The 21,831-nt window shown below is 41.5% G+C and carries 19 protein-coding genes, 2 tRNA genes, 1 rRNA gene and 1 other RNA gene; all 23 read right to left on the reverse strand.

Going from position 1 to position 21,831, the window contains the following annotated elements:
- Nucleotides 1–321 (reverse strand): 16S ribosomal RNA (locus ACKI5G_RS00475); the annotation flags it as partial.
- 514 nt (nt 322–835) lie between these two features.
- A complete protein-coding gene (locus tag ACKI5G_RS00480) occupies nt 836–1,057 on the reverse strand; it encodes a pro-sigmaK processing inhibitor BofA family protein (protein ID WP_407396600.1) in 222 nt (73 codons plus the stop codon).
- 53 nt (nt 1,058–1,110) lie between these two features.
- The gene (recR, locus tag ACKI5G_RS00485; protein ID WP_407396602.1) at nt 1,111–1,707 is read right to left on the reverse strand and encodes a recombination mediator RecR; all 597 of its coding nucleotides are present in this window, start codon (nt 1,705–1,707) and stop codon (nt 1,111–1,113) included.
- Nucleotides 1,708–1,710: 3 nt separating this feature from the next.
- A complete protein-coding gene (locus ACKI5G_RS00490; RefSeq protein ID WP_027397871.1) occupies nt 1,711–2,046 on the reverse strand; it encodes a YbaB/EbfC family nucleoid-associated protein in 336 nt (111 codons plus the stop codon).
- A 91-nt stretch (nt 2,047–2,137) separates the two neighbouring features.
- Nucleotides 2,138–3,859 (reverse strand): DNA polymerase III subunit gamma/tau, encoded by a 1,722-nt coding sequence (gene dnaX / locus ACKI5G_RS00495; RefSeq protein ID WP_407396605.1) that lies wholly within the window; start codon nt 3,857–3,859, stop codon nt 2,138–2,140.
- A 110-nt stretch (nt 3,860–3,969) separates the two neighbouring features.
- An RNA gene (gene ffs, locus ACKI5G_RS00500) (signal recognition particle sRNA small type) lies at nt 3,970–4,069 on the reverse strand.
- A 61-nt stretch (nt 4,070–4,130) separates the two neighbouring features.
- Nucleotides 4,131–4,220 (reverse strand) — tRNA-Ser (locus ACKI5G_RS00505).
- A 171-nt stretch (nt 4,221–4,391) separates the two neighbouring features.
- Nucleotides 4,392–5,240, reverse strand: a complete 849-nt coding sequence (locus ACKI5G_RS00510) for a chemotaxis protein CheX (RefSeq protein ID WP_407396607.1) — start codon at nt 5,238–5,240, stop codon at nt 4,392–4,394.
- A complete protein-coding gene (locus tag ACKI5G_RS00515; protein ID WP_407396609.1) occupies nt 5,230–5,616 on the reverse strand; it encodes a response regulator in 387 nt (128 codons plus the stop codon). Before ACKI5G_RS00515 ends, ACKI5G_RS00510 begins: the two co-directional genes overlap by 11 nt.
- Before the next feature lie 212 nt (nt 5,617–5,828).
- Nucleotides 5,829–7,223: an aspartate ammonia-lyase gene (locus ACKI5G_RS00520; RefSeq protein ID WP_407396611.1), complete on the reverse strand. Its 1,395-nt coding sequence runs from the start codon at nt 7,221–7,223 to the stop codon at nt 5,829–5,831.
- Between the two features lie 432 nt (nt 7,224–7,655).
- Nucleotides 7,656–7,877 carry a hypothetical protein gene (locus ACKI5G_RS00525; RefSeq protein WP_407396613.1) on the reverse strand — a complete coding sequence of 74 codons (222 nt, stop codon included), beginning with the start codon at nt 7,875–7,877 and terminating at the stop codon, nt 7,656–7,658.
- 18 nt (nt 7,878–7,895) lie between these two features.
- Nucleotides 7,896–8,444: a hypothetical protein gene (locus tag ACKI5G_RS00530; protein ID WP_407396615.1), complete on the reverse strand. Its 549-nt coding sequence runs from the start codon at nt 8,442–8,444 to the stop codon at nt 7,896–7,898.
- Between the two features lie 230 nt (nt 8,445–8,674).
- Nucleotides 8,675–8,899 carry a hypothetical protein gene (locus ACKI5G_RS00535; protein WP_039211717.1) on the reverse strand — a complete coding sequence of 75 codons (225 nt, stop codon included), beginning with the start codon at nt 8,897–8,899 and terminating at the stop codon, nt 8,675–8,677.
- Between the two features lie 426 nt (nt 8,900–9,325).
- Nucleotides 9,326–10,453, reverse strand: coding sequence for a HipA domain-containing protein (locus tag ACKI5G_RS00540; protein WP_407396617.1), 1,128 nt, complete (start codon nt 10,451–10,453; stop codon nt 9,326–9,328).
- A 133-nt stretch (nt 10,454–10,586) separates the two neighbouring features.
- Nucleotides 10,587–10,663, reverse strand: a tRNA-Arg gene (locus ACKI5G_RS00545).
- Nucleotides 10,664–10,670: 7 nt separating this feature from the next.
- Nucleotides 10,671–12,050 carry an MFS transporter gene (locus ACKI5G_RS00550; RefSeq protein WP_407396619.1) on the reverse strand — a complete coding sequence of 460 codons (1,380 nt, stop codon included), beginning with the start codon at nt 12,048–12,050 and terminating at the stop codon, nt 10,671–10,673.
- Nucleotides 12,051–12,207: 157 nt separating this feature from the next.
- On the reverse strand, nt 12,208–13,656 hold the full coding sequence (locus ACKI5G_RS00555) for an ArnT family glycosyltransferase (protein ID WP_407396621.1): 1,449 nt from the start codon (nt 13,654–13,656) through the stop codon (nt 12,208–12,210).
- A 16-nt stretch (nt 13,657–13,672) separates the two neighbouring features.
- On the reverse strand, nt 13,673–14,938 hold the full coding sequence (gene murA / locus ACKI5G_RS00560; RefSeq protein ID WP_407396623.1) for a UDP-N-acetylglucosamine 1-carboxyvinyltransferase: 1,266 nt from the start codon (nt 14,936–14,938) through the stop codon (nt 13,673–13,675).
- Between the two features lie 168 nt (nt 14,939–15,106).
- Nucleotides 15,107–16,288, reverse strand: a complete 1,182-nt coding sequence (locus ACKI5G_RS00565) for an iron-containing alcohol dehydrogenase (protein ID WP_407396625.1) — start codon at nt 16,286–16,288, stop codon at nt 15,107–15,109.
- Nucleotides 16,289–16,366: 78 nt separating this feature from the next.
- Nucleotides 16,367–17,002 (reverse strand): uracil phosphoribosyltransferase, encoded by a 636-nt coding sequence (upp, locus tag ACKI5G_RS00570; protein ID WP_407396627.1) that lies wholly within the window; start codon nt 17,000–17,002, stop codon nt 16,367–16,369.
- Between the two features lie 252 nt (nt 17,003–17,254).
- Entirely contained in the window at nt 17,255–18,502 is a 1,248-nt protein-coding gene (gene glyA / locus ACKI5G_RS00575) for a serine hydroxymethyltransferase (protein WP_407396629.1), read from the reverse strand.
- A 29-nt stretch (nt 18,503–18,531) separates the two neighbouring features.
- Entirely contained in the window at nt 18,532–18,978 is a 447-nt protein-coding gene (gene rpiB, locus ACKI5G_RS00580) for a ribose 5-phosphate isomerase B (protein WP_407396631.1), read from the reverse strand.
- Between the two features lie 123 nt (nt 18,979–19,101).
- Nucleotides 19,102–21,825, reverse strand: coding sequence for an AAA domain-containing protein (locus ACKI5G_RS00585; RefSeq protein ID WP_407396633.1), 2,724 nt, complete (start codon nt 21,823–21,825; stop codon nt 19,102–19,104).
- Nucleotides 21,826–21,831 lie beyond the last annotated feature (6 nt).

Consider the following 21,831-nt stretch of genomic DNA (forward strand, 5'->3'; position numbering starts at 1 on the left):
CCGGCCTTTGGTACATCGGTCATGCGACCAATGTACGTCATTCGGTATTAGCATTCCTTTCGAAATGTTGTCCCCATCTGAAGGGCAGGTTGCCTACGCGTTACTCACCCGTTTGCCACTAGAATCCATTTCTAACACCCAACTGCTAAAAGTGTTAATCTCTTTAATAAAGTGTGGTGAGGCTCTTCGAGCTCTCACGACGCTGTCTATAGAGTAACACCAACTTAGAAGCTCGGTGTTAGAAATGTCTTCCCGTTCGACTTGCATGTGTTAAGCACGCCGCCAGCGTTCGTCCTGAGCCAGGATCAAACTCTCCAAAAAAATATTTTGAAGAACCTGAATGGCTCTTAAAGTTTTTAGAATTACCTTTTAATAAAGGAATTTCTTGGTTTTATATGTTTAATGTTTTAAAAAACATTACCAATTCATCTGGCTTGAATCATGTGTGCATGATTCCTGTTGCATTGTTTAGTTTTCAAAGAACACCACACTCGTCGTTTTTGTCCGTAGCTTTGTTGCTCCTTGCAAAATTCCTCGACGTACCAGTTTGTGTACGTCTTCGTCGTTTTGCTGCGTCGCGCCTCGCTACGACCAAAAATTACTTCGTGTACAATCTTTCTCAGAAGCTCTTGCTTCGTGAGGCGACTTGTTTAGTATATCTTTTTTCATAGGTATCTGTCAAGCAGTTTTTTAAATTTTTTAAAAACTATTTAACATCACTTTGCACAAGCTATACTGGATGCCGTTACCTTAACTGTCCATCTCTGCGTTATTGGCGACGACTTGTCCTATATTACAGGTTTTTGTTTTAGATGTCAACATAAATTTTAATTTTTTAAATAAATGATGAGATTATGTAAACTACCACACTGGCAATCAGGGCATTCACCACGTTCATCTCTATTCCCATGCCAAAGAGATTTACTGCCCAAATGGCTGCAGAGCCAACAATAAGTCCCACCACAATGTTTTTGATAATTTTAAATGGCAGAGCTATTAGCTTGCCAATAATATAAATACAGACGGCCAACGCTACAAATCCTAAAAAAGTAAGCATAGTATTTCCTCCAAAACATTTACAGGCTGACTTACGCCAGCCTGTAACTAAGATTACAATTCAATTCTATTTTCCATGGCCCTGGAAAGGGTAACCTCGTCAGCGTATTCCAAATCGCCGCCCACCGGCAAGCCATGGGCAATACGAGTAACCTTCACCCCGATTGGTTTTAGCAACTTGGCAATATACATTGCAGTTGCCTCACCTTCCACATTAGGGTTCGTAGCCATTATAATTTCCTTCACTCTGTCATCCTGAAGCCTGTTTATCAGCTCCTTGATTTTGAGATTTTCCGGGCCAACCCCTTCAAGAGGTGACAATGCACCGTGAAGTACATGATATACGCCCTTGAAATCCCGCATTCTTTCCATGGCAGCCACATCCTGAGGCTGCTCCACCACACAAATAACAGAATGATCCCGATTTTCAGATTTGCATATATGACAAGGGTCCTCGTCACTTAAATTAAAGCAAACCTTACAATAACCTATTTTTTCCTTGGCACGCATAATAGCACCAGCCAAACCTCTGGCCTTTTCCATATCCATATCTAAAACATGATAGGCCAACCGCACTGCAGTCTTGTTGCCAATGCCGGGCAGGGCGCGAAAATGCTCAATTAGTTCTGCCAAGGGAGCTATATACTGCATTGATTAAAACATCCCCGGAGGCAGACCAAGACCACCAGTGAGCTTGCCCATCTCGCTGGCCATCATTTCATCCACCTTCTTGGAAGCCTCATTGAAAGCAGCTGCCAACAAGTCCTGGAGCATTTCTACATCCTCAGGATCCACTGCAGCCGGGTCAATTACAATCCCCTTTACTTCCTTCTCACCATTCATGGTAATCTTAACGGCACCACCACCTGCAGTTACGTCTACAGTCTTCTGCTTCAGCTCCTCCTGCATTGCAGTCATCTGCTTCTGGAGCTTCTGCATTTTCTTCATCATGCCGTTCATGTTGTTCATGCCACCCATACCACCAAACATTAATTTATTCCTCCTTAAAAAATACGAATAATTATTTGTAAACATCATACGCTAATGCTATCAAAATATAGATTATGCGTCAAATTCAAAACTATTGCAAATCCTCAGGGTGAACAAAGCCATCCCCAAACACATCCACTGCTTTATCAAGGCGTTCCTTCTCATCATCCTGCAGCTCGCTGATACCAAAATCGTCATCCGTTGGTGGGGGCACATCCTCCTGAATATCCCCTTTTCTTGGTGTTGGCTCCGGAACCGTTTCCACCTCCTGGCAAACCAGACTAAGATTCAGTCCACTAACACCATTGAAAGCCTCCTCGATATTTTTTCTGTATATGCGCTCCAACAGGCCCTTTATAACCCCCCTTGGAGTACCAAGCACAAACTGTACATCATTTAATCCCATAAATGTACAATTCTGAAGACAGGCCATAACCTGTTCTTTGCCTGTAGACCTGAGATTATCCAGCGTTCTTTGCCAAAGCTCCACACCGTCTTCAGTAATATTGGCTGCCACCTGAATTGGTTTGGCTGTGGCGCTAGTCACCTTCGCTGCCGAATGTGTTGCAGCAACCGGAGCCGGTCCGGATACACCATTCCCGGAAGCCCCGCCGCTCTTTAGCATCCCCATCATACGGGCCAATTTTGCCTCCAGCTGGGCAATACGGCCATCATCCACCGGCTGGACAGTTGAAGCTTTATCAGTTGTACCAGCGACATTCATAAGATTATCCCGCTGACAAATTTCCAGTAATGCTGCCTCCACTGCGATTCGTGGCTGTGGAGACCATTTAACCTCATTAGCAGCCTCATGAACGCGACGAATTATCCAAATGATTTGTTCCTGAGTAAAGCCCGCGGCCTGTTTTTTGATAGACTCATCTGTCTGGCTGTAGTAATCTACACCATCAACAAGACCTGCCGCCTTAAATATCATAAGTCCTCTAAAATGTATTCCCAACTCTCCGAGAACCTGCTGCAAATCCTTTCCAGCCCGAATTATTTCATCCACCATAGTAAGCACAGCTGCGGCCTCCTTAGACTGCAGTGCACCTACCAGCTTATCCAACCATTCCTTGCCCACAAGGCCCAAAAGCTGCTGGACCCTGTCTATAGTCAGACTCTGCTCCGAAAGGGCAATGCACTGATCAAGGATACTAAGGGCATCACGCATACCACCATCAGCCTTGACGGCAATCATACGCAAGGCGTCATCATCAGCCTTTATGTCCATGTCCTCAACTACTGTTTTTAATCGGTTAAAAATATCATCCACGGTAATACGCTTAAAATCATAGCGCTGACAACGGGACTGAATGGTAGGCAACACCTTGTGAATCTCAGTAGTGGCCATAATGAATACCACATGCTCAGGAGGCTCCTCCAACGTCTTCAAGAGTGCATTGAAGGCATCCTTGGAAAGCATGTGAACCTCATCTATTATATATATCTTGAAGCGGCCATTCACTGGCGCAAATTTCACCGTATCCAGCAAATCGCGTATTTCATCAATACCACGGTTTGAGGCAGCATCTATTTCAAACACATCCATGGAACTGCCGGAATTAATCCGCCGACAGGACTCACACTGGTTACAGGGCTCAATAGTGGGGCCCTGCTCACAGTTAAGGGCCTTAGCCAGAATCCTTGCCGTACTGGTCTTACCAGTACCCCGAGGACCAGTAAATAAATAGGCATGTCCTATTCTGCCGCTTTTGATGGCATTTGCCAAGGTCCGACTAACATGGTCCTGTCCTACCAGATTGGCAAAATTATCAGGACGCCACTTTCTATATAGGGCCATATAAGCCATATTCCTGCACCTCCTAAACATACATGGTTATTATACCATACCGGTCTATTTTTCGGCACAAAAAAAGCCTTACCTAAAAGGTAAGGAAAGTCTTTCCAACATTGGGCCACAGTACCCAGGCTACCTCACGGCACAGACAACGATTCACTTATCGCTGCTTCCTTCCGGACCTGACGAGGTTCATGAGGCTGCCTTGCGCGAGACCAAGACACTGCGGTCCAATCTTAGAAAGACCGCTTGTAAAAAAACAACTTATTTTAAGATATAAAAATGGCGGAGAGTGAGAGATTCGAACTCTCGGTACAGTAACCCGTACACACGCTTTCCAGGCGTGCTCCTTCAACCACTCGGACAACTCTCCACTTGTTTGAATAAGTATAAAAACTATTCAGTTATTGTCGGCTCATCACGACAAGACATAGTTTAACAAATAAAAAGTAACTTGTCAACAACTTTTTTTGCAAAAAAAGTAAAGGACTTTTATATACTGAAAAAGCCCTTACTTCCCCTAACTGTATTAAGCTTCATCCTATTAATACATGAATTCATCCTCTGCCAGATAAAGCACAAAGGAGCCAAAATCCGTCACTATCCGCATGGCCACTAAGCTGCTGGCCATAGGGCAGGAATTACGCCCAATCTTTGGCGTATCCAAATCCATGTCCACATCCTGACCTGACTGCTCGACAATGTACAAGCCATTAATTACATTTACGAACTCCGCCAGACTATCCTCGGCAAGTTCATCAATGTTATCAAACTTTTCGCCACTGTATCGATTTGCCATCTCCAAAAAGGAATCCTCGTTAGTCAGAATAGCAGCAGACACCGAAATGGCACCTCCCATACTCTGGGACACAATAAGAGAATCTTCAATGACCGGCTCAGCCGGCTCAGTAAGGACAACCGCATCCGTGTCCATAAATCGCTGCAATGCACCTACGAACATCTCTGCATATTTTCCATAGGCATCATCTACAGGGTTCAGTCCATCGTACGTACGGGTAATCTTCTTTACTGCATCAACAACAGGATGCACAGCTTCCGGGGCACTTTCACGGAAGCAACGGTTCAAAGTCTTTATATCTGCCAGCTTTTCATCCAGCAAAACCTGGGCCATTTTGGCTGCCCTGTCCGGACTCTCATCCTTTAAGGATGCCACTTGGTCGACGGACAAAAAAGCCTTTTCCACGATTGTCTTGGCTGCATCATCTGAACCTGCCAGTTCATCAATTTGTGCATCTGACAACAAACCTTTTTGAACAGCCAAAACATGCAACTGAGGAACAGCGTGGGCTGATTTGGGCATTACATAACCGATATTGCTGGATTCCAAAACACCGGTATTTAACAAATACTGCGAAAAGTATCTATTTCCCATTCTCCTCAACCTTTCTGCGGATTCTCTCAACAGCCTGTCTGATCTGATCAGAAGTATATGGCTTCTGAATGAAATCCAAGGCTCCCAGTTCCAAAGTCTCCTTCAACTTCTGGGATGTTCCAGCAGAAGAAAGCATGATAATAGGTATATCAGGATTAACCTCTTTTATTACTTGGAGTGCTTCAATACCTCCAACCTCCGGCATAACGATGTCAAGAATGACACCATCTGGCTGCTCCTGAAGATCCTTCATAATGGCTTCCTTGCCATTTTCTGCCTCAATGACTTCACAGCCTAGCAGCTCCAATTCTGCACGGAGCTTCTTTCTAAGCAGCTTTGAATCATCAGTAATAAGGATTTTTAACTTATCAGCCATTTATGCCACCTCCCTTTCCCATATATTGTAATTATACCACAATTTTACAATTTAAGTCATTTTATAGAATTCTCTACTTAACAAAATATTCCTGCTGATTATTCTTTAAAATTAGGACTTTTTTGTCTTTTAATTTCCACAACACAAAGACAGCCCCTCAAAATGAGAGGCTGCCTCTGTAAAAGGAATTGTATTGGTTGAAAGTTAGGCTCTTAATCTTTTCCGGCAATACCTGGAGTGGTCATGGCTGCTGGGGCCAGAATCTTATCGATTTCTTCCTTGGTGAGGAGGCCCTTTTCCAAAACAACCTCTCTGATAGGACGCCCGGTATTATATGCTTCCTTGGCCATCATAGCAGAATTTTCATAGCCTACATGAGGCAACAGTGCAGTTACGATACCCACACTTCTGTCAATCCACATCTGGCACTGCTCCTTATTAGGCTCCAGCTTCAACAGGAGCTTGTCAACGAAGCCATCAATCGCATTAGTGAGATAATTAATTGAGTTGAACATATTAAAGGCCATAACAGGCTCCATAACATTCAGCTCAAACTGACCATTTTCTACGCCTAAGGTAACAGCAAGATCATTGCCGATAACCTGATAGCAGGTCTGATTCAATACCTCTGCGATAACCGGATTTACCTTGCCTGGCATAATGGAGGAGCCTGGCTGACGCATAGGCAGCTTCAACTCGTAATAACCGCAACGAGGACCAGAGGCCATCATACGGAAGTCATTACACATCTTAATAATTACTAATGCAGTGTTTTTCAAAGCGGAAGAAACATCAGCAAAGCCGTCAGTATTATTGGTGGCATCAATCATGTTGTCAGCAGTCTTATAGGTTTCACCAGTAACCTCACTCAAAGATTTGGCAACATTAATAATATACTGTGGCTCCGCATTAAGGCCAGTACCTACAGCAGTACCACCCATATTTACATAATGTATAGTATCAAGGGCATGCTGGATACGCTCTATACCACGACGAATAGAGGAAGCATAAGAATACATTTCCTGACCAAGGGTAATTGGAACAGCATCCTGCAGATGAGTACGGCCCATCTTAACGATGTCCTTAAATTCCTCACCCTTCTTTTCCAGCTCATCAACCAAACGATTCAGGGACTTAATCAAAATCTTGCCCTTATAATTCAGACAAACCTTAATAGCAGTTGGGAATGTATCATTGGTGGACTGAGCCATATTACCATGGTTGTTTGGAGAAATAATGTCATACCGACCCTTAGCCTCACCAGTCAGCTCCAAAGCACGATTGCAAAGTACCTCATTCATGTTCATATTAAAGGAAGTACCGGCACCGCCCTGAATAGGATCCACAGGGAACTGATCCAACAGCTTACCATCAATAATTTCATCAGCGGCCTGAATCAGAGCTTTACCAATTTTTTCAGGCATACGACCTGTGGACAAATTGGCCAATACAGTGGCTTTCTTTACCTTTGCCATTGCCTGAACAAAATCACTGTCTACCCGTTGCCCAGTAATTTTAAAGTTCTCAATAGCACGCAAAGTCTGTACACCATAGTAAACATCATCTGGAACTTCCAATTCGCCTAAGAAGTCATGTTCTTTTCTCATCTTATTCTCTCCTTTTTTACCTTGTTTTTTCTTTTTGTACGTTCTTGTATTTTGTATACAAATCTCCTTACTCTGAGAATAGCACCTTATTATGCAAATTGCAAGAGATTTTACAAAAAATTCTGTCAGTTTTTGCATAACAGGAATTCTTTCCTACTTTAGGGAAAAGAAAAACCCCGAAACCAGTATAATACTAGCTTCGAGGTTATTTTCATCTGGTGCGAATGGCGGGAGTCGAACCCACGGCCCTCTGCTTAGGAGATGTTTTGCTCGAAAAACATTTTGTATATTTCATATTTTAGTTGTTCTTCTTCCATTATATATACGCATTTTCTTTCATATTATACATCTCTTAAGCAAATAATATATTATGAAGGTTCAATGTGGTTCAAAATAGGGTTCAAAAGATGCTTTTTTACCTTGTTTTATTTCCTATGCGATTCTTAATATCTTCAAAGGTACTACAGTGTTTTGATCTGGAATTTTATAAATGCGCAGGACTTCACGTAATTGATTATTACCACGTTCCATTGAATAGCTGATATATTCTAGCGAAGATTTTGTCTCTGGGTGATACTCATAATTCTTAACCTGCCAATGTATAAAATTATTTTTTACCTCTGCTTCAGGCATACCATCATATATAGTCAACATACTGCCATCCTCTAAAGTTCACGCATCAACATCTTCCTGCCAGCACTTCATCAAATCAACTGTTGTAGGGTCTACTTTAGGTTGTGTATTTTGACTGTTGTTATTAGCAGATCCTTTCTCCTTAGCTTTTTTAATAATCACCTGAACATCCAAAACATCATATGGGCCAGACAGATAAAACCATCTGTCTGGCCCATATGATGTTTTGGCAAATCCGTATTGATACTTGTTGTTCTTTTCATCTAATGTCTTTATATAGACATACCCATTTGGTTCAATATAATCATCTTTATACCACCATTGCGATTTTAAAGCTATATATACACCTGGTTCCTTTTCGCTAACAGAAGATAAATCTACTACTGAACCGCCTTTGTTTCCAGCCAAAAAAGATGGCATAAAATAATTACGTGCTTCATCAAAATATACATACTTATGTAGAATTTTACTGTTAGGGACAGGAACTTCGTCTATATAGCGTGCATTTACACTCTGTATAGTGGCATTTTGCACAACAAACGCAGACAACAATGCCACAAGAACTAACAAAATCACTTTTCTACTCATTTTTATACCCCCTTTAACTAATTTTAGCATAATTGTCATTTGCTATCGCATAATATTTTTATAATTATTCATAATAGTTTATAAAATAAGGATTTGATTGGCATACAATGAAGTAATCTGAATATGTGGCTGAGCTGATGAAAATGTATCAAAGCCTTGTAGAGAAACAATAAAGAAGACACAATAAAACCCCGCCAATGTTAACCTTTGGCGGGGGTGATACCTTTGAATTAACTTGCTTCTTCCTGCTGTCTGCTGGCACCAAATTCATGGAAATCAGGCTGAGATACGATAAACTCGCCAATCTCAGAGGATGTAAGACTATCTGATGTTTTTAAGAAATCCATGACTTTTTTCAATCTTTCAGGCTTTTGTTTTACATAAATTATTACGCCTAATACGAAAGAAGAATATGCATCCGGCACAGCATTTAATCTATTGTATAATTCTTCCATAATAACCCTCCTTGCTAAAATCCAAATCTGTCAATGATATTGTAATCGTTAAATCCATGGTTCTCAAAATAATACATGTAAAAACAATTATCCTCTCCGACAGAAGAATGGAACGCAATCTTCTTACCTCTGTATAAGTCGTAATTGCTGTTTATTTCACTTATTATTTTAACATATTCCGACTTATTCAAAACAAGGGTTGGATACTCGAATGGTTTTCCATGAGAGTCGTACTTTTTCACACTTATCACCTGCTTCATTATATCATACTAAGCCACTCTTTGGACATACTGCACATTTAAAAAGGAAAATGGTGCTGCCGTCAGGCAGCCTGATATGCTCCCCCTATGGGAGACAGTAAAAAATAAAACTGTCATCATAGGGGGAGCATATCATTATACCGGACGGCCTTTTTGATGTATGAGATTATTTCTGATGTTCTATAATGTTATTTCTTGTGTACCTCAAATTGTATTTCAACTGCTCTAATCTCTCCAAATCAAATAGTGGGTTAGCTGTAAATACTTCATCTATTAGAGCATCCACCTTATCAGGAGAAAGTTTATCCAGTTCAAGGTTTGCGGTCTTTATGAGTTTTAACTGCTCCTCCTGTGTTTCCTTAAATGGCTTTGAAGGCTGCTTACGGAATTTCATCTGTTTATTGATTTTCTGATACCATAAGCTGTTTCCATTATCAAATATTGGAGCCATACCCAGGAATTTCTGAGTATTTACATCCCTGATAAAACCAAAATTACCATAGTGACGGTCTGAATTATGAATCAGATAATCAAAGGCCAGCATATTATCAATTTCTTTTGGCTCCACCACTATCTCCAGTTTTTCCATACACCTCAGAACATGCTGATAAGTGTCCTCATGGTTCAATTTTGGTAAGACACTTCTTACTTCTAACGCAGGTACATATTCAGTATCCGGAGTTATAAAAGTCTCACAGGTGCAATAAGCCTGCTCTGCCTCATCATCATAAACCAATTTATAGTCTACATGAGGCAATCCTAGTTCTGTCAACAGCTTTGAAGCAAATACCTCGTTATAAGGCTGTTGGTCGTATGGCGCAGTCCCCTCTTTATACAAAATACGCTTGTTATCTTCAATGCACCAAAACTTAGGCAGTTCACCGTTTGAACTGCTATCTGGTGAATAACTTGATTCTCCAAATTTTATTGATTTGAAACTCTGCTTTTTGAAATCATTTTCAAACAGATTCACATCTTCCCAGTCCAGCTCAAAGTCTTCAGGCTTGAACCAGTACTGGTCTGAAAGATTAAGGCCAAGATTCTTAAATGAAATTGCTGCAGGCGTTTCTACACCATAGGCATTCAGCATAGCAGCCAAATCCTTGCGGTTTACCGAAACACTACGGTTATCAATCCAGTTTTTCAATGCAGAGGTGCTATCATGACTGTACTGAACGGATAATGGCAAATATTCCACATTAATTGTAGCAATCTTGTCTTGAATCCAACCAGAAACGGTATCTATATTAAAACTGCAAACAGGAATATCTTTGCACATTAAAGTTATTTTCATATAAGCCCTCCCTTCAATAATTGTTACCACAATTATTATATAATTTTTGTGACAAAGGTACAAAGTCAATTCATACAGCAAAAAAGAAAACCTCGAAGCCGGCATAAACACTAGCTTCGAGGTTATTTTCATCTGGTGCGAATGGCGGGAGTCGAACCCACGGCCCTCTGCTTAGGAGGCAGATGCTCTATCCATCTGAGCTACATCCGCAACAGTGTTATTGTACACTTTCTACATTATCTTTGTCAATTTTAAATAAATCTGATGTAAAACTGATATCCTCCAGCTGACGCTGTCTGGTTTCCACACCCATGGTCAAAACCACCAGAGAAACCACTATAAGGACACCGGCAAACATAAGAAATACATTTCCGATTCCCAGCTGATTTGCCAGCATGATACCTACTAATGCAGGAGCAATCATACCTCCGATTCGACCAAAGCCGGCGGCCCAGCCACTGCCCAAGGCACGAATAGATGTCGGATACAGCTCCGGAGTATAGGTATAAATAACGCCCCAGGCACCAAGATTAAAGAAGGACATGGTCGCTCCCCATAAGAGCAGTGTCTCAGGAGAAGCTGCATTTCCGAAGAAGTAGCTTGCTACACCACTCATAAGCAGGAATATGGACAGAGTATACTTTCTGCCAATCACATCCACCAACCATGCGGCACAATAATATCCCGGCAACTGAGCAACTGTCATTATTAAAACGTACTCAAAGGTCTTGACCACGGCAAAGCCCTGCTGGAACACGATGGAAGGAAGCCACATAAAAATACCATAGTAGCTGTAAACAATTCCAAACCATGCCAACCACAGCATAATAGTACGTTTCATATAATTTCTGTTGAAAAGGCTTAATGGACCAGGTGTCTTTTCATTGGCACTTCCTATTTCTGCTGCAGTAAGAGCATTTTCAAAGGGCTGGCTTATTACGTGTAGCTTCTTCTCCAGGTCAAGAATAATCTCCTTGGCCTCTTCAATCTTATTTTTTGAAATAAGATATCGTACAGACTCAGGCATGTGAAGTCTGATGAGGAACACGTAAAGAGCAGGCAAAGTACCGATTACAAATGCTATTTTCCAACCAAACTGAGGAATGATCAGATAAGAGATGCAGGCAGCCACCAGCCAGCCAATTCCCCAGAAGCTCTCCAAAAGTACGATAAAACGCCCACGCAGTTTTGTTGGGGCGTATTCAGACATGAGAGTTGCAGCCACAGGCAACTCACCACCCAAACCAAAACCAACCAAAAATCTGAAAAACAGCAATGACTCATAGCTCCAGGCCAGGGCACACATACCGGTAGCCAGAGCATACATCAAAACTGTAATGGTAAATACCTTCTTACGCCCAATGCGGTCAGCCAAGGTCCCGGAAATAACAGCACCAAGAGCCATACCAATAAGGCCAATACTTCCGATCCAGCCCATCTGCTCAGGGGACAAGCCCCATTCCTTGGCAAGTACAGGAAGTACAAAGGCTATAAGGCCAGTGTCCATGCTATCAAATAGCCATCCTAGCCCTGTTACCAGTAACAACTTATAATGAAAGGAGCCTACAGGCATCCTTTCCAATCTGTCTAAAATCATACATTACATCTCCTTACACAGGTGTCTTGACAGTTATAAATACACTGACATAAAATTTACACCATTATAAAGGAAAAATCAAGGAGATTTACAAATTCCATCAAATTTTGCATCATATAAAAAAATTCCCTCAGCTTACACTAAGGGAATTTTTTTGTTATTTTGCTTTACGCAGATATACTCTGGCGTATTCCACATCTCCAAGCAACTGCCATTCAGCCGGATTGAACTCTTTATCAAACTGATTAAAGGCTTTTTCCTGAAGAATCAGATATACATTCTTGTCCGTTGGTATTTCTTCGATGGCCATAAATGGCATCACGTTCTTGGCATTCCAGCTCTTACCGTCTGGAAGCATCCCCGGAATGGACTCAGCACGCTCCACCTTATACGCAATTTTATCACCATAAAATACCGCTGATGTTCTGTAGTCACCATACATTATCAGCACATCATCATCCTTAATCTGGTCCTTGTACACTGCCGCCACATTTTTGAAGGAATAGCCCTTGGTGTTGCATACAGGTGCTGCCACCGCAAAGGTAAGTACAACATAAACTACCAGCATTACAGCCACAGTACGTTTTACCAGAGTTTCTCTTTTGTAGAGATAGCATGCCATTAGTATAGCAATAGGTAAAAGCCCCGGTAAGGTATAGGTGGTATATTTGGTTGCCATGCACTGATAAAAAATATTTACAATAAGTGCCCAGGTCAGCAGAAAGCCTGCAGGCATATCAAGCTGTGGCAGCTGCTGCCGCTTGATTACTTTCCAAATTGCCGCTGGCAACGTCCAGCACCAAGGCAAACAGCCCGCAAAGAAAATCATGGTGTAGTACCACCAAACATTCCACTGCTCATGCTCTGACTGGGTAGCTCTAAGGAAGTTGTGAACGCCAAGAAAGTTATTTACAAAATCCATGCCGTGGATGGTATACATGGCATAATACCAGCTTCCGGCAGTAATAATATACATGATCAATCCGGAAATCCATTTAAGTCTGAGAATTTCCCTAAAATCTCGCCTGATGCAGAGATAAACAAGTATGATAAAACCCGGAAGCAATATTCCGATAGGGCCCTTATCCAAAGTAGCAAGCCCCGCCAGAATATAACAGAGATAATACCAGCTTCTCCTGCCGGTACTGTACCCCAAATAGAAGGCCATCAAAACGCCATTGAAGAAAACAAACAGCGTCAAATCCGTGATAATTGTTTTTGAGAGGAGCCAATATTCAAAGCAGGTCCCCAAAATACCGGCAGCCATAAGACCAGTCTTACGGTCATATATGTTCTTGGCAAAAAGATATGTCAGCATTAATCCCAGAGCACCAAATACCCCTGGGAAAAATCGTGCAGCAAATTCATTAACGCCAAACAGCTTATAAGCTACTATAAGCTCCCAGTAGAAAAAGGCTGGTTTATCATACCAGTAATTTCCGTAAATTCTTGGGGATACATAATCCCCGGAGCGAAGCATTTCCAGTGCGGTAAGGGTATAGTTAGACTCAACAGGATCTGTTACTGCAATGGCCCAGTTTCCCAGCAAATATAGCACCAGACCTACAATACCAATGATGGAAAGATCGAGTTTAGTTGTGTTCATTCAGTACTCCTTTTTCTCAGACATCCACACGACGAATGTCAGCGCCCAAGCCAATGAGCTTTGCCACAAGATTATCGTACCCTCTGTCAATGTGATGGATATAACCAACGGCAGTTTCACCTTCAGCCACCAATCCGGCCAAGACCATAGCCGCACCGGCACGAAGGTCAGTAGCCTTAACCTGGCAGCCGGTAAGAGTAGGCACGCCTTCAACAGTGGAGGTGCGACCATCAATTTTAATATGGGCTCCCATGCATTTCAGCTCATCAACATGCATGAAGCGATTTTCAAATACTGTTTCGGTAACCATGCCGGTCCCCTCAGACACCGTCAGCATAGCCATAAACTGCGCCTGCATATCAGTAGGAAAGCCAGGATATGGCATGGTCTTGATGTCCACGGCCTTTGTGACCTTATCACAGGTTACCCGAATACCGTCAATATGCTCCTCGATAGTTACGCCGGCTTCCTTCAGCTTGGCAATAACAGGCTTTAAATGCTCAGAAATGGCATTTTCAATAAATACATCACCCTTAGTCATAGCCGCAGCCACCATATAGGTGCCTGCTTCAATACGGTCAGGGATAATGGTGTAATTTTTTCCTGTAAGGCATTTAACGCCATCAATTTTTATAACATTTGTACCAGCACCGCGAATGTTGGCCCCCATAACATTAAGATAGTTGGCCAAGTCAATAATCTCAGGCTCCTGTGCAGGATTTTCAATAATTGTCTGGCCTTCTGCCATACATGCAGCCATAATAATGTTCTCAGTAGCCCCCACACTTGGGAAGTCCAAATAGATACGGGCTCCCTTTAGGCCATTTGGTGCATGGGCCTCAATAAAGCCATGGCCAATATTGATATCTGCCCCTAGAGCCTCAAAGCCCTTGAGATGTAAATCAATCGGTCTGGTACCAATAGCGCAGCCACCTGGCATGGAAATCTTGGCCTTGCCGTAGCGGGCCAGTAATGGACCAATAATAAGGAAAGAAGCACGCATTTTCCGAACCAGATCATAAGGTGCTTCACAGCTGGTAATTTCAGAGCTGTCCACCAAAAGGGTATTCTTATCTGCGTTAAACTCAGCCTTAACTCCCAGCTGCTTTAACACTTCAGTAAGAGTGTGAACATCATCAAGAGCTGGAACCTCCTCCAAACGGCTTGGTGATTCCTGTCCCAGCAGGGCGGCGGCAATAATTGGCAGTACCGCATTTTTAGCACCGCTAATTTTTACCCGCCCCTTGAGACGCTTACCACCATTTATGATCAATTTCTCCATTTATGTAAATCCTCCTAAAATAGGCATAGTTTTTGAACATAGCACACTTAATCATAACACGGATAAAAGGCGCATGCAAGTAGGAAAAAGTAAACCATACCGTTGTGAAATAAGGCCTTAAAAAAAAGAAAAGGGGACCGACTGACGGCCCCCTGCAAATTTTAAATCTTATCTGTTTACGCTTTCATAAATAGCCATAACATCCTTTTTGTCCATTGGATGGAAGACACCAGCCTTCTTTGTTCCGTTGGAAGTACAAATATCAGCCAACTTTTCTATTTCAGCCACATCCTTAACACCAATACCCAGCTTGGTAAAGTTAGTTGGCAAACCAATTTGCTCGAAGAATTCCATGGTCAGACGAATGCCTGCCCTGGAGCGCTCATAAACAGTACCTGCATTTACGCCCCAAACCTTTTCTGCATATCTGGCAAAACGCTCAGGGTTGTCCTCATAAACATATTTTGCCCAAGCCGGCCACATTACAGTTAATGAGGCACCATGCGTTACATTATATAACCCACTCAAAACATGACCCAATTTATGGGCAGAAAATTCCTTTTCCCGGCCAAGTCCTGTGAAACCATTATGTGAAACACTGCCACACCACATAATTTCACTCATGGCCTCATAATTCTTGCGGTTGGCAACTGCAATACGCCCCTGCTGAATCACATTCTTCATAAGAGCCTCTGCCACCAAATCAGTGAACAGATTTCCCTCCGTATGGGTAATATACCGTTCCAAGGTGTGCATGAGAATATCTGCCACACCGCAAGCAATCTGGAATGGTGGCAAAGTGAAGGTCAGCTCCGGATTCATTATAGCAAAATCAGGGCGGATAATATCGCTGTGGGCACCACCTTTTTTCCCGGTTCCATCAATGGTAAGAACTGCAGAATCGCTGGTTTCACTGCCTGCAGCAGAAATCGTCAGCACTACACCGATAGGAGCACAGGACTCAATTTCACGTCCCTTTTCCCAATATTCCGCAATATCCACCTCAGGATTAGCCAATCCTACTGCCACAGCCTTGGCAGAATCAATAACACTGCCGCCACCAACAGCCAGCACCATATCAGCATCAAATTTCAGTGCTTCTGCGGTTGCCTCACGGGCAAAGGAAAGCACAGGATTTGGCTGAACACCGCCCATGGCTTCAAATTCAATATCTGCTTCGTTCAGATTATCCTCAATCCTTTTCAGAAGGCCACTTTTTTCGATACTGCCGCCTCCATAAAGCAGAAACACCTTGGTACCGCCATGTTGCCGTATTTTGTCTGCCAGCTTGTCTTCAGCCCCTTTTCCAAAGACGATTTCCGTTGGACAATAAAATTCAAAATTCTGCATAAAATCCCCCCTCATATAAAAAACTGCCGACCGGCACAGATTATGCACCAGCCGGCAGAAATATCAGCCGTATTCGAATTACAGAGTACCAAAGATTCTATCGCCAGCATCACCAAGACCTGGAACGATATAGCCCTTTTCATTAAGGCATTCATCAATAGCTGCAACATATACAGGAACATCTGGATGCTCCTTGTTGATAACCTTCACACCCTCAGGAGCAGCTACCAGACACATGAGAATCATATTCTTGGCGCCCTTTTCCTTCAACAGGGTAAGCGCTGCTGCGGAAGAACCACCAGTAGCCAACATTGGATCAACAACGATCAAAGTACGTTCAGCCACATCCCCAGGCAGCTTGCAATAGTATTCAACCGGCTTCAGGGTTGCAGGGTCACGATACATGCCCACATGGCCAACGCGAGCAGATGGAATCATATTTACAACGCCGCTCAAAAGACCCAGGCCTGCACGGAGAATAGGCACAACGCCAACCTTTTTGCCTGCAAGAACCTTTGCCTTGCATTTTGCTACAGGAGTTTCAATATCAATTTCTTCCAGTGGAAAATCACGGGTTACTTCATAAGTCATGAGCATAGCAATCTCTTCCAGCAGCTGACGGAAATCCTTGGATGGGGTATCCTTCTTACGCATAATGGTGAGCTTGTGCTGGATTAATGGATGATCTACTACTGTTGCTTTAATATCTGACATATTTCTCCTCCTAGAGATTCGATTGTTTTTATTCTCCTGTCATTATAACGCAATTGTTCAAATTTTGCCATAAGCAAAATATACATACCGAGCGTTTCAACACACCCAAAACATCATTGTGTGTTATAACGCAGTTGTTCAAATTTTGCCATAAGCAAAATATACATATCGAGCGTTTCAACACACCCAAAGCTTCATTGTGTGTTATAACGCAATTGCTCATGTTTTTCCACTTAATGGAAAAACTTCCTATCATTCATATAACGGATATTTCTTACAAAGTGTTGCTACCCGTTCACGGGCCTGGGCCTTTGCTGCTTCATCCTCTGGATTATCCAAGGCCAAAGCAATAATATTGCCCACCTCAACCATGTCATCCTCCTTGAAGCCGCGGGTAGTAAGGGCTGGAGAACCCAGGCGAATACCACTGGTAACAAACGGACTCAGCTTCTCAAAAGGAATGGTGTTTTTGTTGGCAGTAATGCCAACCTCATCCAGAACATTCTGAGCCACCTTACCAGTAATGTTTTTATTGGAAAGATCCACCAGCATCAGGTGATTGTCAGTGCCGCCGGAAACGATACGGAAGCCCTTTTCAGTAAGGGTCTTGGCGAGAGCACTGGCATTCTTTATAATCTGCTGGGCATATTCCTTAAACTCCGGTGACAGTGCCTCTTTAAAAGCCACAGCCTTGGCTGCAATAACATGCATAAGAGGACCGCCCTGAATACCAGGGAAAATAGCTTTATTAAACTGCTTACCAAATTCTGCATCTTTGCAAAGAATCAGACCGCCACGAGGACCACGGAGAGTCTTGTGAGTAGTGGTAGTTACTACATCCGCGTATGGAATTGGGGATGGATGAAGTCCGGTGGCCACCAGACCAGCAATATGAGCAATATCCACCATGAGATAGGCCCCTACAGAATGGGCAATCTCCGCCAAACGTGGGAAATCAAGAACCCGGGCATAGGCAGAAGCCCCGGCCACAATCAGCTTTGGCTTACAATCATTGGCAATTCTCTGAATTTCATCGTAATCCAGCTGCTCAGAGCCTTCACTTACACCATAAGGAACGATCTTAAAATACTTGCCAGACATATTTACAGGGCTGCCATGGGTAAGATGGCCGCCGTCCGTAAGGTTCAGGCCCATTACAGTATCTCCGGGAGTCAGCAAAGCAAAGAACACAGCCATATTGGCCTGAGCACCGGAATGTGGCTGCACATTGGCATACTCAGCACCAAAGAGTTTTTTGGCGCGGTCAATGGCCAGCTGCTCAATCACATCCACGTGTTCACAGCCACCATAATAACGCTTGCCTGGATATCCTTCAGCATATTTATTGGTAAGAACACTGCCCTGGGCTGCCATAACGGCGGAGCTGACAATATTTTCAGATGCGATAAGCTCCAGCTTGTTGCGCTGGCGGCTTAATTCCGCATCAATAACCTCAGCAATTTCGGGATCAACAACCTTCAAATCATCCATTAAGCTCATTACTGACTCCTCCTTAAAAACGGTAGGTATTATTTATTTTCCAACGCCATCATTTTTTCAATGCGGCGTATATGGCGCTCACCATTAGAGAACGGGGTAGTCACCCAAGCTCTCACAATTTCACCGGCGGGACCCACTCCGGTTACCCGGCCGCCCATAGCCAACACATTGGCATCATTATGTTCTCTGGACATACGGGCAGAAAAAACATCTCCGCAAAGAGCTGCCCGAATACCCTTTATTTTATTGGCTGCAATAGAAATGCCGATACCGGTTCCACAAAGAACGATACCTCTATCCGCCTCACCATTGGTGATTTTACCACATACCTTTTCAGCAATATCAGGATAGTCCACTGACTCGTTGCCAAATGTACCTACATCCTCTGCTTCAATATCCTTAAATTCTGCCAAGACCTTCTGGACCGCCTCTTTAAGCTCTACAGCCCCATGATCACAACCTATAACAATTTTCATAACTGGCCTTACTCCTTTATACTACTATTACGCTCACATGATAGTATTTTATCATAGGTAAAATCTGGGCACAAGAAAAGAACAGATTAACCAAAATCTGCTTTGGGGCAAATACATTACGTTCTATTTACAACCTAACGCTTTCAATACTCTCTCTTTTTCACCACTTTCATTAGTTTTTAAACGAATAATATTTATCCCCACAGTACTAAGAATTTTGTTTTTCATTAAATCCCTTTCATACTGAGTTGTTCCATAAGCATGATATTGGTAACCATCTACCTCTATTACAAGTCTAGGCTCTTTACTAAGCTTATTATAAATCATGAAATCAACATGCGTGGATGGATGACTTGCATACCTAACTTCGTCATCTGATAGGCGACTTAAATCTCTTATGAGCATTGATAATGGTTGAAAGCATTGTACATCGTATTCTGGATAGTCTTTTAAAATTTTTTTCAAAAACATATATGCAATGTTTTCTGATTCGTATGCGGATTGTTTATTTTGGTTTTTTAACAGCTTCCAACGCCGTTCCCGATATTGAGAATACAAATAATCAAAAATCGAATAAACCCGGCTATTGACTATTTCCATTCCATTGTACTGTATATAGGAAATCAAATCAGTAATATTACCATTCTTCATTTGCTTATTACCAGATGTCACAACTATTAGTCTTTTCTTTGCCCTGGAAACAGCTACATTAAGCAAATATGGGTCATCTGTAAAATCTCGTATTTGATTATCAACAGTAGAAAGAACAATGACCTCTTTTTCTCTCCCTTGAAATTTATGTACAGTTGCAGTATATATCTCTGGTATCTGTTTCTTTATAGCACTAGCTTGTTCATTATATGGTGTGATAATACCTATTTCATCATACGAAACCTCTAACTTAGGAATAATTTCAGTTTTTATAACATCAATTTCCCTCTGATTATAGTGCTCTCTGGCATGATTTCCCTCTACTGTCCTTACAACTTTTAATGCCTTACCAAGCTTGTCATCTTCGGTCATTATCACAAGTTCATTATTATAAAACTTTCGATTACAAAATGAGATTATCCTTGGATGGCACCTATAATGTTCTTTTAACAGTATGGATGGTACATTTGGCATCAATTCAGTTATAGATTTTAAAAAACTATTACTAGCAAAATCATATACATCGCATATATTATATTTGTCTCTGATAATGGCAGCTTTTTGATGAACATCCAAAGTCACGACATTAGGAAGCTGTTTCAAATCACCAACAATCACAGCATTTTTGGCACAAGATAACGCCAACGCTCCCGTTGCAACATCAACTTGAGATGCCTCGTCCATAATAACATAATCATATTGCACTTGATTAATATCTAAACTTGTCCGAGAAGAAAAAGTTGTACTTAATACAATAGGATATTCCTTTAGCACATCCTTTGAACGATAATATATATCTTTAATATCTGAAAATTCTTGCCGTGCATTTCTCCAAGCATACCTTTTGGCAATAGTCGCTTTTAAATACATAAGAGATTTTCTTTCCAATTGCTTATCGTAGTCGTCTTTATTTACAGCTAATATTTTTTGGGCTTTGTCCAATTGGATAGTTATTTCCTCTAATGACTTTTCATAATACCAACCTTGAAAAACAGTTATTATTTTCGTTAACTCTTGCTTATAAAAATTCCAATTACCAATGCCATACAACCACACGCATTTTAACTTAAACCACAGGGAAATCTCTTTATCATCATCCGCCATTCTTTGAAGCTCCTGCCAAAGCGACAAAACTCTATCTAATGACAACTGCCTCCGAAATTTAATAGCCATTTCCTCCACTATAATATCATTTGCATATTCTTTAAAATGCTTATATTCCAAATCTATTTCATAATACCTTTCTTTCAGTTTAGCAATTTCTTCCTGTAGCTGATATATAAACTGCAACTTACGGGCAATTTCATTAATCTCAGTCAACAATATATCAATGTTTTTTTCTGCTTCCCATGAAAATAAATCTGGATAATATGCCTTTTGGTCTTTAAGAAACGTTTCTTTATTCGCTACACTTCCTAGAGGTGCAACCATAAAATCCATGCCATATTTTTCTTTTGCAAGTTTCTCCAATACATTTCCAGTTGCAGCATTATTGTTGGACACAACAAGAACAGTTTTACCATTTATTATCAGATTAGCAATTATATTTAGGATAGTCTGTGTTTTTCCAGTACCTGGGGGCCCTTGGATAACACTAATCTGATTATTTATCGCATTTTTCACAGCTTTATACTGACTCTGATTACAGCCAAAAGGAAATATAATATTATCTATATTGTATTGCTCCGGTTTCCTCTTATTATCCAAATATAGACTAAGTGCAGTATTTGCAGAAATAAATGTGATTTCTTCATAATATTTTTTTAAAATATTTTCCCCGCTATCATTTGTGATTTTGCTAAGCTGAGAAATGTCCTTTAAATAATCAAAAGTTTTTGCTGACTTCGTATCTGATAAGCAATTTTCTATTATCTGCAAATCGCTCTTTTTGTAACTATACTCATAACCGACCTTCGAAGTAATATGCCAATACTTATCACCATCATTATCAAATTCATTAATTCTAATAATGTCAGAAATCCATTTTCCATCAGGAGTTTCTACCATATAGGGTGAATTTTCTATTATTTTGGGAGTTGACATAAAAATAACATTCCTAATCCCATAAGAATATATTTTTGTATTCTTCATGAAGGTAATATTATATTTTTGCCCATTCTCATTTATTTCGCATGACCTAACACTTTGTGTTTTTATTTCACCATTCAATATTATCATATACTTTGAAGTATCCATGTCGCT

Source organism: Anaerovibrio sp. (assembly GCF_045637405.1).
Taxonomy (GTDB): Bacteria; Bacillota; Negativicutes; order Selenomonadales; family Selenomonadaceae; genus Anaerovibrio.